Consider the following 14,359-nt stretch of genomic DNA (forward strand, 5'->3'; position numbering starts at 1 on the left):
CCCAAAACCGGTGCGCTGGCGCGCGAAAGGAGTCTTGGGGGCCGTGCAGAGCCCATAGGGCTTTGCATTCATCACAAAACCGTAAGGCTCTGTGCCAATTTCAAAGCCACAGGGACTTTGAGTCTCTATCACCAGCCCTTCAGGTGGACCCGAAAGGCTGTCTGCCTTGCCACCATGCCATCACGGTCTCGACGGTTTGGTCCACCGTCAGGTCCGAGTTGTCTAGCAGCAGGGCGTCGACTGCGGGCTTGAGAGGCGCTACAGCGCGGGTGGAGTCCCGCAGGTCGCGCGCTTGCAGGTCCGCAAGAAGAGGCGGGAGTGTAGCCGCAATTCCTTTTGAAATCAACTGCTTATGGCGTCTTTCGGCCCGGCACTCAGCGCTCGCGGTTAAGAACACTTTGAGTGCTGCGTCCGGAAAAATCAGGGTGCCCATATCACGTCCATCGGCGACCAATCCGGGGAGCTTGCGAAAACTGCGCTGGAACGCCACCAGTGCCTCTCTCACCATGGGGAAGGCCGACACTTTAGATGCGTTCATACCCGCCTCCTCGGTGCGGATGGCTTCGCTCACGTCGGCGTCACCCAAAAAGATGCGCGCGCACTCGAACCGAATCGGCAGCGTGCGCAGCAGTTCTGCAATGCGTTGCTGCTGGTCCAGGTGCAAGGGCAGTCCCAAGTGGGTGGCCGCCAGCGCGGTGATGCGGTAGAGCGAGCCCGAGTCGAGAAAGTGGTAACCCAGCCGCCTTGCTACTTCGGCGGCCAAGGTGCCTTTGCCTGAGGCGGTGGGGCCGTCCATGCACAGCACAGGGATTTTTTCCTGCGGTGTGTGTGCCAGGGAGAACAGCGCTTCAAAGTAGTCGGGAAAAGTTTTTGCAACGCACTTCGGGTCTTCAATGCGCACCCCTAAACCCGCGGGGTTGAAGGCGGCCAGGGAAAAACACATCGCAATGCGGTGGTCGTCGTAGGTGTGGATGCGCGCAGGCTTCCAGCCCTGCAAACCGTCGGGTGGCGTGATGCGGATGAAGTCGGCGCCTTCTTCGACCGTCGCGCCCAGCTTGCGTAGTTCGGCGGCCATGGCGGCGATGCGGTCGGTCTCTTTGACGCGCCAGCTGGCGATGTTGCGCAGCACCGTGGTGCCCTGCGCGTACAGCGCCATGACGGCCAAGGTCATGGCGGCGTCGGGGATGTGGTTGCAGTCGAGGTCCACCGCCTTGAGCGGCCAGGCACCGCGCTCGATGTGTAGCCAGTTGGCACCGCTTGTGATGCGCGCGCCCATGGCCTTGGCAGCGTCAATAAACCGGATGTCACCCTGGATCGAATCGGCGCCGACACCGCGCACCGTCACCCCAGCGCCACCTTGGTAGGAGCCCGCAATCGCTCCCAATGCCACAAAGTAGCTCGCGCTAGAGGCGTCGGCTTCCACATGCACCGTACCGGGCGATCGCAGCGTGGCACCAGCGGGGATGGTGAAGCGCTGCCAGCCATCACGTCGAACGATGACGCCAAAGCGCGCCAGCAGTTGCAAAGTGATATCGATGTACGGGCGCGAGATGAGTTCGCCCTCGACTTCCATCGTGATGTCCTTGTCGGCCACCAGGGGCAGGGCCATCAGCAGAGCGGTCAAAAACTGGCTGGAAACGTCTCCGCGCACCCGAATAGGCGCACTCAATTGCAGTGTGGGCCTGCCAATGCGCAGTGGCGGGTAACCAGCGTTACCGAGGTAGTCCACCGCGCAGCCAATTTGGCGCAGCGCATCCACCAGGTCGCCGATGGGCCGCTCGTGCATGCGTGCCACGCCTGACAACTCGAAGTCGCCGCCCAACACGGCCAGTGCGGCCGTGAGTGGGCGCATGGCGGTTCCGGCGTTGCCAAGAAACAGGCTCGCTTGCGTCTGCGCGAGCACCCCCCCCAGACCACGTACCTGCAGCTCGGACCCTTGGCGGCTCCACTGGCAGCCGAGTGCGGTGAGGGCATCGAGCATGACGCGGGTGTCGTCGCTATCGAGCAGGTCGCAGATGGTGGTGTCACCGTCGCACAGCGCCGCCAGGAGCAGAACGCGGTTAGAGATGCTCTTGGAGCCTGGCAAAGTAATGCTGCCCGCAACGGACGCCAAGTGTGGCAGATCAAGGAATTCGGAGCTGATCATGTTGGGTTGGAATGGGATGCCATGGTCCATTGGGCGCGGGCCTGGCTGGCTTGCGCAATCAGCGCCTCCAAGGCCTCGGCGTCGCCAGCGGCGATGCGTTGCTCAAGTGCTTCGAGTTGGCGCCTGAAGGCGCTGCTTTGCAGCAGCACTTCCTCGCGGTTGGCTAGCAAGATGTCGCGCCACATGGTGGGCTCGCTGGCGGCGATGCGGCTGAAATCCCGAAATCCCGAGCCGGCCAGCCCGAGGTAGTGTTGGCCTTCGGGTTGCTGGCACAACGCATTCACCGCTGCAAACGCCAGCAAATGCGGCAGATGGCTGACGGCCGCGAAGGCCGCATCATGCTGTTCGGGCGACATGTGCAGTACCTTGCAGCCCAGCGCGGTCCATAGCGCAGTTGCTCGTTGCAGCTGGTCGCTCAGTGTTTTTTCGGTGGGCGTCAAGATCACCTGGCGGCCTCGGTACAGGTCGGCATCTGCATGTTCAATGCCAGAAACTTCTTTGCCGGCGATGGGGTGGGCGGGCACCAGCATCCCAAACTGCCCCTGCAAAGCGCGGCGCGCAGCGTCCACCACATCGCGCTTGGTGGAGCCTACGTCCATGACCAGGGTATGCGGCGCCAGTGCGTGCCGGATCGCCTTCAGGGTGGCTTCAGTGGATGCCACTGGTACGGCAACAAGTACCAGGTCTGACCCCGAAGCCGCTGCCAAAGCCGACGCTGCTTCGGTGTCGATAATGCCAAGCTGGCGGGCCCGTTCGGTAGTGCGCGGCGATTTGCTGTAGCCCACAACGCGCTGGACCAGCCCAGCGCGGCGTAGCGCAAGCGCAAAGGAGCCGCCCATCAAGCCACAACCCACCAAGCCAAGCTGATTGAACATAGTGATTTCCGCGTCCGCTCAGTCGGCCAGCGCGTAGGTGCCCAGCACCTTGTAAAAAGCACACAAGCGCTGCAGGTCGGCCAACGCGGCTTGTACATGCGCCTGGCTTGAGTGGCCCTGTAGATCAATGTAGAAGAAGTACTCCCATTGCCCCGACTTGGCCGGCCGGGACTCCAGGCGCGTCATGGACACACCATGGGTTTTGAGCGGTGTTAACAGGTCGTGCACCGCGCCGGGCCGATTGGGCACTGACACCACCAGGCTGGTGCAATCCCGGCCGCTGGCCTGGGGGGCTGGCAACACCGAGGGGAGGCATACCACGCAAAACCGGGTGCGGTTGAAAGCCTCATCCTGGATTGCATGGGCCACAGTGTGCAGCCCGAACTGGGAGCCCGCGCGCTCGCTGGCGATGCCCGCCCAAGCGGGGTTTTGACCCGCCAGCCGGGCCCCTTCGGCATTGCTGGCCACTGCGCGGCGTTCGGCCTGAGGCAGGTTCTTGCTAAGCCACTGTTGGCACTGCGCCAAGGCCTGGGGGTGGGCGAGCACGACTTCAATGCCCTGCAGGCCCTCGGACTTGCGCAGCATATGGTGGCGCACCAGCAGGCTGATCTCGCCCACGATATGCAACGGCGTGTGCAGCAGCAAATCTAACGAACGGGTCACCACGCCTTCAGTGCTGTTTTCGACCGGCACCACGCCAAACTGGGCGGCGCCAGAGGTGGCCGCATGGAACACATCATCAAAGCTGTTGCAGGGTACGTGCTCGATGCTGGAGCCAAAAAAACGCAAGGCCGCTTCTTCGCTGAACGTGCCCTTGGGTCCCAGGTAGGCCACACGCTGTGGCGCCTCCAAGGCCCGGCAGGCGGACATGATCTCGCGCCATACCTGGGCAATGCTTTCGTTTTTGAGTGGTCCGGGGTTGGCGCGCTGCAGGTTGTCGATGACCTGCGCTTCGCGCTCCGGTCGGAACACCGCGGAGCCCTCCAAGCGCTTGATGTCTCCCACCTCGTTGGCCAGCGCGGCGCGCTGGTTGAGTGCGCGCAGGATGTCTTGGTCGATGGCGTCAATCTGCGTGCGCAGTTCGGAAAGTGTGCGTGCCATGGTCTGGTGCGTTAGGTGGTGCGATGTGTCTAAGCGCGCTTGCGCTCGAAGTCGGTCATGAAGTCAGCCAGCGCCTGCACGCCGGCCAGCGGCATCGCGTTGTACAAGCTTGCGCGCATGCCGCCGACCGACTTGTGGCCCTTGAGTTGCAACAGGCAGGCAGCCTTGGCGCCCTCAAGGAAGGCGTCGTTGAGACGTTCTTCGCGCAAGAAAAAGGGCACATTCATGCGCGAGCGGCAGTCTGGATGCACCGGGTTGAAGTACAGGGAGGATGCATCGATGGTGCGGTAGAGCAACTCGGCCTTTGCGACGTTGGCGCGCTCGATGGCAGCGATGCCGCCTTGTTGCTTGAGCCACTTGAACACTAAACCGGCCATGTAGATCGCGTAAGTGGGCGGCGTGTTGTACATGGAATGGTGATCTGCCACCTTCTGGTAGTCGAACGCGCTAGGGCAAATCGGCAGGGCGCGGCCCAACAGGTCTTCGCGTACCACGACCAGCGTCAGCCCGGCCGGCCCGAGGTTCTTCTGCGCGCCGCCAAAGCCTAAACCGACGCGCGACCAGTCCACGGTGCGCGAGGCAATCTGGGACGAAAAATCCACCACCAACTCCGTGCTGCTGCCTAGCGCTTTGAGATCGGGAAGGCTGTGGAATTCGACTCCATGGATGGTCTCATTGCTGCATATGTGTACATAGCTTGCGTGCTCTCGCAATCGCCAACTGGCCACCTCTGGAATGCGAATGAACTGTTCGGCGGCACCGCTGGCGACAACCTGCGCCGAGCAGTACTTCTGGGCCTCGAGTGCAGACTTTTCGCTCCAACTGCCGGTGACTACGAAATCGGCGGCTGCGGGGGCGTTGGCGCGCAGTGCCGACAGGTTCAGCGGGACGATCGCGTTTTCCGCGAGCCCGCCGCCTTGCATGAACAAAATCTTGAAGTCAGCGGGCACCGCCAGCAACTCACGCAGGTCGCTTACAGCTTGCTCGTAAATGGTGATGAACTGGCTGCCGCGGTGGCTCATTTCCATCACGCCCATGCCGCAACGCACGCCATTCGCGTCGGGCCAATCCAACATTTCTTCGGCCGCTTGGGCCAGCACGGCGATCGGCATCATGGCCGGGCCGGCAGAAAAGTTGTAGGGGCGCTGCATCAGGCTGGCGTCAGGCGGTCTCGCCGGTACCGTCGGCTGCGCCAGTTTCGTTGTCGTCTTCGGGGGTCGACGGATTGGCGTCGTTCTCGACAATGCGTTGCAAGCCGCTGAGTTTGGAGCCCTCGTCCAGGCCAATCAAAGTGACGCCTTGCGTCGCGCGACCCAATTCCCGGATTTCGGAGACGCGGGTGCGCACCAGCACGCCCTTGTCAGTGATCAGCATGATTTCATCTTCCGCATGCACCAGCGTGGCTGCTACCACTTTGCCGTTGCGCTCGGATTGTTGGATGGCGATCATGCCCTTGGTGCCGCGCCCATGGCGGGTGTACTCGATGATGCTGGTGCGTTTGCCGAAGCCGTTGGCGGTGGCAGTGAGTACGCTTTGCTGTTCGTCCTCAGCGACCAGCATGGCGATCACACTTTGGCCGGGCTCCAGCGACATGCCGCGAACGCCACGGGCGTTGCGGCCCAGGGGGCGCACATCGTCTTCGTCAAACCGCACTGCCTTGCCGCCGTCGCTAAAAAGCATCACATCATGCTTGCCGTCGGTCAGTGCGGCGCCAATCAGGTAGTCGCCTTCGTCTAGGTTGACCGCAATGATGCCGCCCTTGCGCGGGTTGCTGAACTCGTCGAGCGCGGTCTTCTTCACGGTGCCCATGCTGGTGGCCATGAACACATACTGGTCGGCTGGAAAAGTGCGCTTTTCGCCGGTGAGCGCCAGCACTACAGTGATTTTTTCACCGTCTTGCAGGGGAAACATGTTCACGATGGGTCGGCCACGCGAGCCGCGTGAACCTTGGGGAACCTCCCACACCTTGAGCCAGTAAAGCCGGCCGCGGTCGGAGAAGCACAGGATGTAGTCGTGGGTGTTGGCCACAAAAAGCTGGTCGACCCAGTCGTCCTCTTTGGTGGCCGTGGCTTGCTTGCCGCGCCCGCCCCGTTTCTGTGCCCGGTACTCACCGAGCGGCTGGCTCTTGATATAGCCGCTGTGGCTCATGGTTACCACCATGTCGGTGGGTGTAATCAGGTCCTCGGTGGACAAATCAAAGGACGAGTGCTCCACCAAGCTGCGGCGCGCGCCCATCTTGGTTTGGCCAAACTCTTGCCGTACATGTCCCAGCTCGTCACCGATGATGACGGATACGCGTTCGGGCTTGGCCAGGATATCCAGCAGGTCTTCGATCTCGGCCATCACCTCTTTGTACTCGGCCACGATCTTGTCTTGCTCTAGGCCAGTCAGGCGCTGCAGGCGCATTTGCAAAATTTCTTGCGCCTGCGTTTCCGACAGCCGGTACAGGCCGTCTGCGCCCATGCCAAATTCTTTTTCCAGACCATCCGGGCGGTAGTCGTCGGCGTTGACCACACCACCGTCGGCACGGCTTCGGGTCAGCATCTCGCGCACCAGCTTGCTGTCCCAGCGGCGTTGCATCAGTTCCGTCTTGGCCACTGGCGGCGTCGGTGCGTTGCGGATGATGGAGATGAACTCGTCGATGTTGGCCAGTGCCACAGCAAGGCCTTCGAGCACATGGCCGCGTTCGCGCGCCTTGCGAAGATTGAACACGGTGCGCCGGGTCACCACCTCCCGGCGGTGGTCTAAAAACACTTCGATCAGGTCTTTGAGGTTGCACAGCTTGGGTTGGCCGTTGACCAAGGCGACCATGTTGATGCCAAAGGTGTCCTGCAGCTGGGTTTGCTTGTACAGGTTATTGAGCACCACTTCGGGCACTTCGCCGCGCTTGAGCTCGATCACCAGACGCATGCCGGACTTGTCCGATTCGTCCTGGATGTGGCTGATGCCCTCGATCTTTTTCTCGTGGACCAGCTCTGCCATGCGCTCTTGCAGCGTCTTTTTGTTCACCTGGTACGGCAGCTCGTCGACGATGATGGCCTGGCGCTGGCCTTTGTCGATGTCCTCGAAGTGGCACTTGGCACGCATCACCACCTTGCCGCGCCCGGTGCGGTAGCCGTCCTTGACGCCATTGATGCCGTAAATGATGCCGGCGGTAGGGAAGTCGGGAGCCGGGATGATCTCCATCAATTCATCGATGGAGGCCTCGGGATGGCGCAGCAGGTGCAGGCAGGCGTCCACCACTTCGTTGAGGTTGTGTGGCGGGATGTTGGTGGCCATACCCACAGCGATGCCGCCCGAGCCATTGACCAGCAAGTTTGGAATGCGGGTCGGCAGCACCAGTGGCTCTTTTTCAGAGCCGTCGTAATTGGGACCGAAATCCACGGTTTCCTTGTCCAAGTCGGCCAGCAGCTCGTGTGCGATCTTGGCAAGGCGGATTTCGGTGTAGCGCATGGCCGCCGCGTTGTCGCCGTCCACGGAGCCAAAGTTGCCCTGGCCATCGACCAACATATGGCGCATGGAAAAATCTTGCGCCATGCGCACGATGGTGTCGTACACCGATTGGTCGCCGTGGGGGTGGTACTTACCAATCACGTCGCCGACGATGCGGGCGGACTTCTTATAGGCCCGATTCCAGTCGTTGTTGAGCTCGTGCATCGCAAAAAGCACCCGCCGGTGCACCGGCTTGAGCCCGTCGCGCGCGTCGGGTAAGGCACGGCCGACGATCACACTCATCGCGTAATCCAGGTAACTGCGACGCATTTCCTCTTCGAGGCTGATGGGCAGGGTTTCTTTGGCGAACTGGGTCATTGGGGGGGACGCAAGGCTTGGACAACCTAAGATTCTACGTCTGGCTATTTGTCGCTCCTGGCCAAAACAGTTGTGTCTATGCGACGTCGCCCCGCTGCCAACGCCATATAGCGCCAGCGGGCAAAGAACGCTGTGGCACAATCCGCGCACACATCCGAAGCCCGCTTTGCTGGTGTTACGACTTTTACTAATCGCAGCGCAGCTGCTGTTTGCCTCGCACAAAGGACATCTATGAAAGCAATGAACAAACTGGCCGTTTTGATCGCTGCAGGAGCGCTCGCGTCTGCAGCCGGTGCACAAACCGTCGACAACTGGCGCAGTTCCGCCGGCGATGTGGTGAAGAACGGCGACGGCTCGCTGTGCTGGCGCAATTCTTCTTGGACCCCTGCGACGGCGGCCAAGGGTTGCGACGGTGCGATTGCAGCGCCCGCACCGGCTCCTGCCCCAGCCCCCGCCCCAGCGCCCGCACCGGCTCCTGTCGCTGCACCAGCTCCCGCACCTGCCGCACCGGCTCCCGCACCCGTGGCAGCAGCGCCTGTGGCAACCAAGGTCACTTATGCAGCCGACGCATTTTTCGACTTTGACCGCCACGTCATCAAGGCCGAAGGCAAAGCCAAGCTGGACGATCTGATTGCCAAGGTGAAGAACATCAACCTCGAAGTGATCATTGCGGTTGGACACACCGACTCCGTTGGTAGCGACGCTTACAACCAGAAGCTGTCGGTGGCACGCGCCGAGGCTGTGAAGGCGTACTTGGTGTCCAAGGGTATCGAGAAGAACCGTGTGTACACCGAAGGCAAGGGCGAGAAGCAACCTGCAGCGGACAACAAGACCGCAGACGGGCGCTCCAAGAACCGCCGCGTTGAAATCGAAGTGGTGGGTACCCGCGCTGTCAAGTAATAAGTAAGGCGACCCCCGCTCAAAAAACCCGCCACGGCGGGTTTTTTGTTGGCCCCAACATAATCGCGCTATGGACATAAAAACCAACGCAGATCCCGCCGAACTGGCCAAGTTTTCAGAACTAGCGCACCGCTGGTGGGACCAAGACAGCGAGTTTCGCCCGCTGCACCAAATCAACCCCTTGCGGCTCGACTGGATCGACCAGTTGTGCCCGGTGTCCGGCCTGCGGGTGCTCGATGTGGGTTGTGGCGGGGGGATTTTGACCGACGCCATGGCCCGCAAAGGGGCCATCGCTACCGGGATCGACCTGTCCACCAAGGCGCTCAAGGTGGCACAGTTGCATGCGCTGGAGGCTGCGACCCCCAACACCACCTACCGCGAGGTAAGCGCCGAGGCCTTGGCCGCCGAAATGCCGGGCCAGTTTGATGTGGTCACCTGCATGGAAATGCTAGAGCACGTTCCTGACCCCGGCTCCGTGGTGCAGGCCTGCGCCACGCTGGTTAAGCCGGGCGGCTGGGTGTTTTTCTCCACGCTCAATCGCAATCCCAAGTCCTTTTTGTTCGCCATTGTGGGCGCCGAGTACGTACTCAAGCTCCTGCCCCGCGGCACCCATGAATACGCCAAGTTCATTCGCCCATCGGAACTGCTGTCCCATTGCCGGCGCAGCGGGCTGGACTTGCGCGAGTCCAAGGGCATGGAATACAACCCCTTGACCCAGCGCTATTGGCTCAGCGCGGACACCAGCGTGAATTACCTGCTGGCCACACAGAAGGCGGCGCAATAAGGTGAGCGCATTCACCGGTGTTCGCGCGGTGCTGTTCGATTTGGACGGCACCTTGATCGACAGCGCGCCCGATCTGGCCGCTGCAGCCGACCAGATGCGGGTGGCCCGTGGTATGCCCTCCTTACCGTTTGAGCAGTACCGCCCGATGACGGGAGCGGGTGCGCGCGGCATGATGGCGGTGGCCTTTGGCATGGGCCCGGACGACCCGCAGTTTCCCGCGTACCGCGAGGAGTTTTTCTGCAACTACGCAGCGTGCATGACCCAGCAAACGCGGCCATTCCCTGAGGTGGCCGAGCTTCTGGCGCAGTTGCAGCAGCGCGGATTGCGCTGGGGCGTGGTTACCAACAAGTCGGAGCGGTTCGCCGTGCCGCTGACGCAGCAAATGGCACTGTTTTCTTCCTGTGCGGCCTTGGTCTGTGGCGACACCACCGCATTTTCCAAACCCCACCCCGAGCCCTTGTTCGAAGCTGCGCGCCGCCTGGACCTGACGCCTGCGCAATGCCTGTACGTAGGCGACGACGAGCGCGACATGGTGGCGGGCTTGGCCGCTGGCATGGGTTCGGTTGCGGCCACCTACGGGTATTTGGGGAGCAACGCAGACACCCGCAGCTGGGGCGCGCACGCCGAGATTAAATCTCCACTGGGCCTGTTGCAATGGCTGGCCCCGGCCTAAAATAGGCCGCTTGGGGCTGCACTGGTTTCGACGTGGATTCGGACGCGCAGCAGGGCATGTCGAGCTGAGTGCGCTCGTAAAACAGATTCAAACAAACTAACTGCAAACGACGAACGTTTCGCACTCGCCGCTTAATTGCGCGTGAGCCTCACAACAGCAAGCCGATAGGCTGGGCAAGGGTGGTCAGACCGCAAGGTCAGGTCGTCCAGGCTGTGGGGTAATTTCATTCGGCTGGGCCCGCCTTGGGTAACTTAGGGCGGACCGAGACAATAGGTTGCTGGTAATTTGCATAGCGTGCCGCTGCGCGATGTGAAGAGCGAGATCCAAACCAGACGGCTACACATGTAGAACTGCTCGAAGAAGGTTTGCGGACGGGGGTTCAAATCCCCCCAGCTCCACCAAACGCTTGTCCAATGCCGCTTGTTGTTGTCCAACAAGCGGCATTTTTCTTATGTGAATCAATAACTTACGAAACAAGGCAGTCTGTCGTGCGTATTCCGGTTTGCTTGACCACCTATTCCGGGAATCGCTGACCAGTCGGATGGTGTTCACCCCCTAGCCCTCGGCTCAAGTCAGCATGTGCTTCCCTCAAGCTAGACAGGACCCAAAGCGGAGAATCGCTCAATGCCAAGCCCACGACTGTCCGGCCCGCGGGTACTTGGCTTCCAAAGCATGCGGCATGACAGCCAAGCGCATTACTGTGCCATACAGAAGCTTGGCCAGGGTGCCTTCAACCCCGTCCATCAAGCCCAACACCGATTGCACCTGTGGCACCGTGAGTACGACAGGCACACGCTTGCGCTCTGGCGGACGGCCAATGGAATTCATCCATTTGAGGGCCTGTCGATGGGTGGCGCATGGAGCCGTTGCGTCCGTGCCAACAGATGAAAAACCGTGCCCAGTACAAGTAGGCTTTTTCGATTTGAAGGCTATAGTGAAGGTACCGAATGCGCTCTCTAAGTTGGTCAAGCACCCGAACTGAGCGCACAACGGGAGCGGCGACTTTGTCGGATTCAATATAACTGTACTTAAATACAGTATAGTGCTGTAAGTCCATGAAAACAAGAGGTTTTTTGATGAACAACGAACCACGTTATCTGACTGCCTCCCTTGTTATCCCGCAAAATTGCGGGATATATCAAAGTTAGGCTTCACAAACGCGACCGCACCACCAGCTCGACCTAAACAACCCCCTTTACTACTGACGTTCAATCATGCTCATTCGAATATGGACAGTTGGCCTTACCCCTGGGAAAGGCCAAGAACTTGAGGTCTTCGCCAACACGAAATCACTGTCAATGTTGCGAGCTCGCCCCGGATGTGTCGGCGTCATGTTTACAAGGACAGATACCCAGTGTGTGACCATTACCGCTTGGATGTCGGAGGAGGCAATACTCGCAGCCGAAGCGTCTCATGAATACGCGGAAGTGGTTAGGCAAATCGAAAGCAGCGGTCTCTTGGCTGACAATCACTCGACGGAAGTGCTGACCGTTTATGGTGGCTTCGCTGCCGAGCCATTTCTACAGGCATTGAAGTGCGACTGAGCCACTTTGGGACGAGTCATGAAGTGACGCCTAACCCCTCTAGTGGGACTTCCCCTTTCGTCAAGTAGATTCGGTGATGGTTTTCTTTCTTGAGCCTTGCCTACAACCTTGAAGATGAGCCGATGCCCGGGCTCCATTCGCTCGGCGTGACATTGCTGTCGCAGAAGGGTTAAATTCACTGTCTATATGCCACTCACCAAAATATCAGCCCCAAAGCACCTCTCAATAAGCAAGGTAAAAGCCCTTGCCGAGGCGGTTCAAGATGGGCTAGTGAAGACTTGCAATGTTCCGCCGAACGATCTTTTTCAACTAATTTCTCGCTTTGAAGCCGAAGAAATTGTTCTTGACCCTCATTTCGGAGGTGTAAACCGCTCCAACGATGCTTGCATCGCTGAAATAGTTTTTTTGACCGGGCGCACAGATGATCAGAAACGAGCACTATTCCGTCACATTGCTGACAGAGCAGTGCAAGCTGGCTTTCGAGCAGACGACATCATGGTTGCACTGGTTGAAAATTCACGCATGGATTGGTCGCTCGGTCATGGAGTTGCTTATGCTGACTATCACTCAAAAGCCTAACAGGCCGCTCCATCCGACCGCCTTCGGCGTCGGCTGAGCGGCGACGTTATGCCGCATGAGTAGGAGGAGCGCGAAGTGCAGTTGAGTAAGCCAGCGGACATGCCTTTCACCCGCGAAGCTGCGATTCAGATGCTCAAGTGGGGGGCGGTACCTGAGTCATCTCCGTACTCTCACAAGGCAATCGCAGAGTGGTGCGACAGGTTCTGGTGTCAATATCTTGAAATTGACCCCGAACCTGAAATTGAGAAGTTGCTTCCAATCCTCACTGATGTTGAAACTCAGTGGGACCTCTACTTGGCCAACACATATTCAATTGATGAACTGCGGGCCGGAGACTTCGAGCAAGTGCTGATCCCCACGGAGTGGTTCAATGACTGGCTGCGTCAAGCGGCATAACCTCTCATTGCAGCCGACCTGCGCCAGCTTCGCTGGCTGGTCGGCTGAATTCAAACGTTATGCAGCGCTCTGAAACTGCTCGCTATCTCTACACCGCTTGGTTCCGCGATACCTGTGCGTTACCTGAAGACCAGGACTTTGAATGGCCCGCGTGCTTCGTGGTGGTTGCGACAACGGAGGCCAGCGCGCAAATCTGGGGGGACCATCTCTCGCATTCGTTCAGCCGTCGGCGAATTACTGAGGTGTTTCTAACGTCGAAGGTCGAGCCAGCGCCTGACGGCGGTGGAGGCTTGCCGGTTGTGGAAGCTGGTCACGAGGTGAGCGACGGAGAGATCGGATGGTGAACGAGCTCGCTATGCACCAAACGGTCGCATCCGTTGCGGCTCTGCATAACATGTCATTCGAGCGGACCGCCTACGGCGTCAGCTCACCTTCACGTTGGGCACTTTATGAGGAGGCAGCATGAAACTCATCAAGGCACTTTTCACAGTTGTATTTTTTGCACCTGCAATCTCACTTGCTTGCTCATTTGATACGGACTGCAGCCCCGGCAGTAAGTGCCTCAAAGGCCGTGGGGATATTTATGGTATCTGCGCCGGAGGAATTTCCCCTGGCAACAAGAACGACCGGGAGCCTGTTTCCGCTCCCCTTGATCCAAACCGCACATACGGAAATACATGCTCGTTTGACACCGATTGCGGTCCGGGGTCGAAGTGTTTGAAAGACCGCGGTGCTATTGACGGCGTTTGTATTCGCAGGCGCTAGAAGCCCATCAGGAGCGGGCGAGTGGACGTGCGTTTTTTCTTGACCCAGCGAATCGCGTTCATTCGCCAGCTATATGCGGTTGCTTCGGCACCATACGTTGAGCGCAAACAGAAAATTGAGACTGGCGAAGATCCCTTTATGTCGCCATACAGTGAAGATGGCGAGCCTCCCTTTCTCGAGGAATGGCTGGAAGCCGATGAGTCTTTACATGTACTCGCGTATTCGTGCATCTCGATGCTTGCTGCATCCCTACACCTCTATTTGAAAGCTTGGGAACGGGAAAGTGGCCACCCTGTCGACGAGTCACTCAAGAAGTCGGAATTCAAGAAAAACGGCTGGCTAAGAGGCTACATAGTTCATTTTTCCAGTCGCCTGTCCATCGACTTCGATGTCGTGCCAGCCAATCTTCAAATGCTTAGCGAGGTTGTTCTAGCGCGAAACCGTATCGAGCATCCGGCCTCAATAATTAGTCGTCGCGCCCAGTACGCTGATGCAGACCTTGAAAAAATCCATCACCCATTCTTTGTTGATGAACGGGAAGCTGTTCTGCTCGCAGATTCCGACGAATGTGAAAAGTCATGGCTCATGCCACCTACGCTGCACGTTACCGCTGAAAAGTTGTTGGTGGCACTGGCTGAGGCAGAGCGCTTCGTTGAGTGGTTTGAGGTCGAAATTGAAAAACGTCTCTATCCGCGCTAAGTGCCCAACCCGGCAGTCCACACGGACGCTGCGCGATAAAGCCGCGCAGCGCCGGTGACTTCTACGTTAGGCCTCAAGATTCACGCC

12 protein-coding genes and 1 other RNA gene are annotated in these 14,359 nt (G+C 59.4%); 7 read left to right on the top strand and 6 right to left on the bottom strand.

Annotation, left to right across the window (positions count from 1 at the left end; all coding sequences use genetic code 11):
• Positions 1–139: 139 nt before the first annotated feature.
• The 5 genes from ACILRC_RS02825 to gyrA are packed head-to-tail and all read right to left on the bottom strand — an operon-like array spanning position 140 to position 7,932.
• Entirely contained in the window at positions 140–2,146 is a 2,007-nt protein-coding gene (locus tag ACILRC_RS02825) for a bifunctional 3-phosphoshikimate 1-carboxyvinyltransferase/cytidylate kinase (RefSeq protein WP_395667825.1), read from the bottom strand.
• Positions 2,143–3,021: a prephenate dehydrogenase gene (locus tag ACILRC_RS02830; RefSeq protein ID WP_395667826.1), complete on the bottom strand. Its 879-nt coding sequence runs from the start codon at positions 3,019–3,021 to the stop codon at positions 2,143–2,145. The genes ACILRC_RS02825 and ACILRC_RS02830 overlap by 4 nt, the downstream gene beginning before the upstream one ends.
• A gap of 18 nt (positions 3,022–3,039) precedes the next feature.
• Positions 3,040–4,122, bottom strand: a complete 1,083-nt coding sequence (gene pheA, locus ACILRC_RS02835) for a prephenate dehydratase (protein WP_395667827.1) — start codon at positions 4,120–4,122, stop codon at positions 3,040–3,042.
• A 29-nt stretch (positions 4,123–4,151) separates the two neighbouring features.
• Positions 4,152–5,273 (bottom strand): 3-phosphoserine/phosphohydroxythreonine transaminase, encoded by a 1,122-nt coding sequence (gene serC, locus ACILRC_RS02840; RefSeq protein WP_395667828.1) that lies wholly within the window; start codon positions 5,271–5,273, stop codon positions 4,152–4,154.
• Between the two features lie 10 nt (positions 5,274–5,283).
• Positions 5,284–7,932, bottom strand: a complete 2,649-nt coding sequence (gene gyrA, locus ACILRC_RS02845) for a DNA gyrase subunit A (RefSeq protein WP_395667829.1) — start codon at positions 7,930–7,932, stop codon at positions 5,284–5,286.
• Positions 7,933–8,163: 231 nt separating this feature from the next.
• On the opposite strand from gyrA, the gene ompA reads away from it, so the two are divergent.
• The 4 genes from ompA to ssrA all read left to right on the top strand — a co-directional run bounded on the left by ompA (position 8,164) and on the right by ssrA (position 10,690).
• On the top strand, positions 8,164–8,832 hold the full coding sequence (gene ompA / locus ACILRC_RS02850) for an outer membrane protein OmpA (RefSeq protein WP_395667830.1): 669 nt from the start codon (positions 8,164–8,166) through the stop codon (positions 8,830–8,832).
• Between the two features lie 70 nt (positions 8,833–8,902).
• Positions 8,903–9,616: a bifunctional 2-polyprenyl-6-hydroxyphenol methylase/3-demethylubiquinol 3-O-methyltransferase UbiG gene (gene ubiG, locus ACILRC_RS02855; RefSeq protein WP_395667831.1), complete on the top strand. Its 714-nt coding sequence runs from the start codon at positions 8,903–8,905 to the stop codon at positions 9,614–9,616.
• A gap of 1 nt (position 9,617) precedes the next feature.
• Positions 9,618–10,289: a phosphoglycolate phosphatase gene (gene gph / locus ACILRC_RS02860; protein ID WP_395667832.1), complete on the top strand. Its 672-nt coding sequence runs from the start codon at positions 9,618–9,620 to the stop codon at positions 10,287–10,289.
• 12 nt (positions 10,290–10,301) lie between these two features.
• Positions 10,302–10,690: a transfer-messenger RNA gene (gene ssrA / locus ACILRC_RS02865) on the top strand.
• A gap of 220 nt (positions 10,691–10,910) precedes the next feature.
• Here the strand turns inward: ssrA and ACILRC_RS02870 are convergent.
• The gene (locus ACILRC_RS02870; RefSeq protein ID WP_395667833.1) at positions 10,911–11,117 is read right to left on the bottom strand and encodes a hypothetical protein; all 207 of its coding nucleotides are present in this window, start codon (positions 11,115–11,117) and stop codon (positions 10,911–10,913) included.
• A gap of 902 nt (positions 11,118–12,019) precedes the next feature.
• Between ACILRC_RS02870 and ACILRC_RS02875 the strand changes: the two genes are divergently transcribed.
• The 3 genes from ACILRC_RS02875 to ACILRC_RS02885 all read left to right on the top strand — a co-directional run bounded on the left by ACILRC_RS02875 (position 12,020) and on the right by ACILRC_RS02885 (position 14,272).
• Complete coding sequence (locus ACILRC_RS02875) at positions 12,020–12,412, top strand: tautomerase family protein (protein WP_395667834.1); 393 nt, start codon at positions 12,020–12,022, stop codon at positions 12,410–12,412.
• A 99-nt stretch (positions 12,413–12,511) separates the two neighbouring features.
• A complete protein-coding gene (locus ACILRC_RS02880) occupies positions 12,512–12,808 on the top strand; it encodes a hypothetical protein (protein WP_395667835.1) in 297 nt (98 codons plus the stop codon).
• Positions 12,809–13,594: 786 nt separating this feature from the next.
• Positions 13,595–14,272 (top strand): hypothetical protein, encoded by a 678-nt coding sequence (locus ACILRC_RS02885; RefSeq protein WP_395667836.1) that lies wholly within the window; start codon positions 13,595–13,597, stop codon positions 14,270–14,272.
• Positions 14,273–14,359 lie beyond the last annotated feature (87 nt).

Origin of the sequence: Rhodoferax sp., assembly GCF_044236835.1 — a bacterium.
Taxonomy (GTDB): Bacteria; Pseudomonadota; Gammaproteobacteria; order Burkholderiales; family Burkholderiaceae_C; genus Allorhodoferax.

Bases quoted from the DNA above. Each gene is read 5' to 3' on its own strand.
- ACILRC_RS02825 (WP_395667825.1), bottom strand. From the start codon at position 2,146: ATGATCAGCTCCGAATTCCTTGATCTGCCACACTTGGCGTCCGTTGCG.
- ACILRC_RS02830 (WP_395667826.1), bottom strand. From the start codon at position 3,021: ATGTTCAATCAGCTTGGCTTGGTGGGTTGTGGCTTGATGGGCGGCTCC.
- pheA (WP_395667827.1), bottom strand. From the start codon at position 4,122: ATGGCACGCACACTTTCCGAACTGCGCACGCAGATTGACGCCATCGAC.
- serC (WP_395667828.1), bottom strand. From the start codon at position 5,273: ATGCAGCGCCCCTACAACTTTTCTGCCGGCCCGGCCATGATGCCGATC.
- gyrA (WP_395667829.1), bottom strand. From the start codon at position 7,932: ATGACCCAGTTCGCCAAAGAAACCCTGCCCATCAGCCTCGAAGAGGAA.
- ompA (WP_395667830.1), top strand. From the start codon at position 8,164: ATGAAAGCAATGAACAAACTGGCCGTTTTGATCGCTGCAGGAGCGCTC.
- ubiG (WP_395667831.1), top strand. From the start codon at position 8,903: ATGGACATAAAAACCAACGCAGATCCCGCCGAACTGGCCAAGTTTTCA.
- ACILRC_RS02870 (WP_395667833.1), bottom strand. From the start codon at position 11,117: ATGAATTCCATTGGCCGTCCGCCAGAGCGCAAGCGTGTGCCTGTCGTA.
- ACILRC_RS02875 (WP_395667834.1), top strand. From the start codon at position 12,020: ATGCCACTCACCAAAATATCAGCCCCAAAGCACCTCTCAATAAGCAAG.
- ACILRC_RS02880 (WP_395667835.1), top strand. From the start codon at position 12,512: ATGCCTTTCACCCGCGAAGCTGCGATTCAGATGCTCAAGTGGGGGGCG.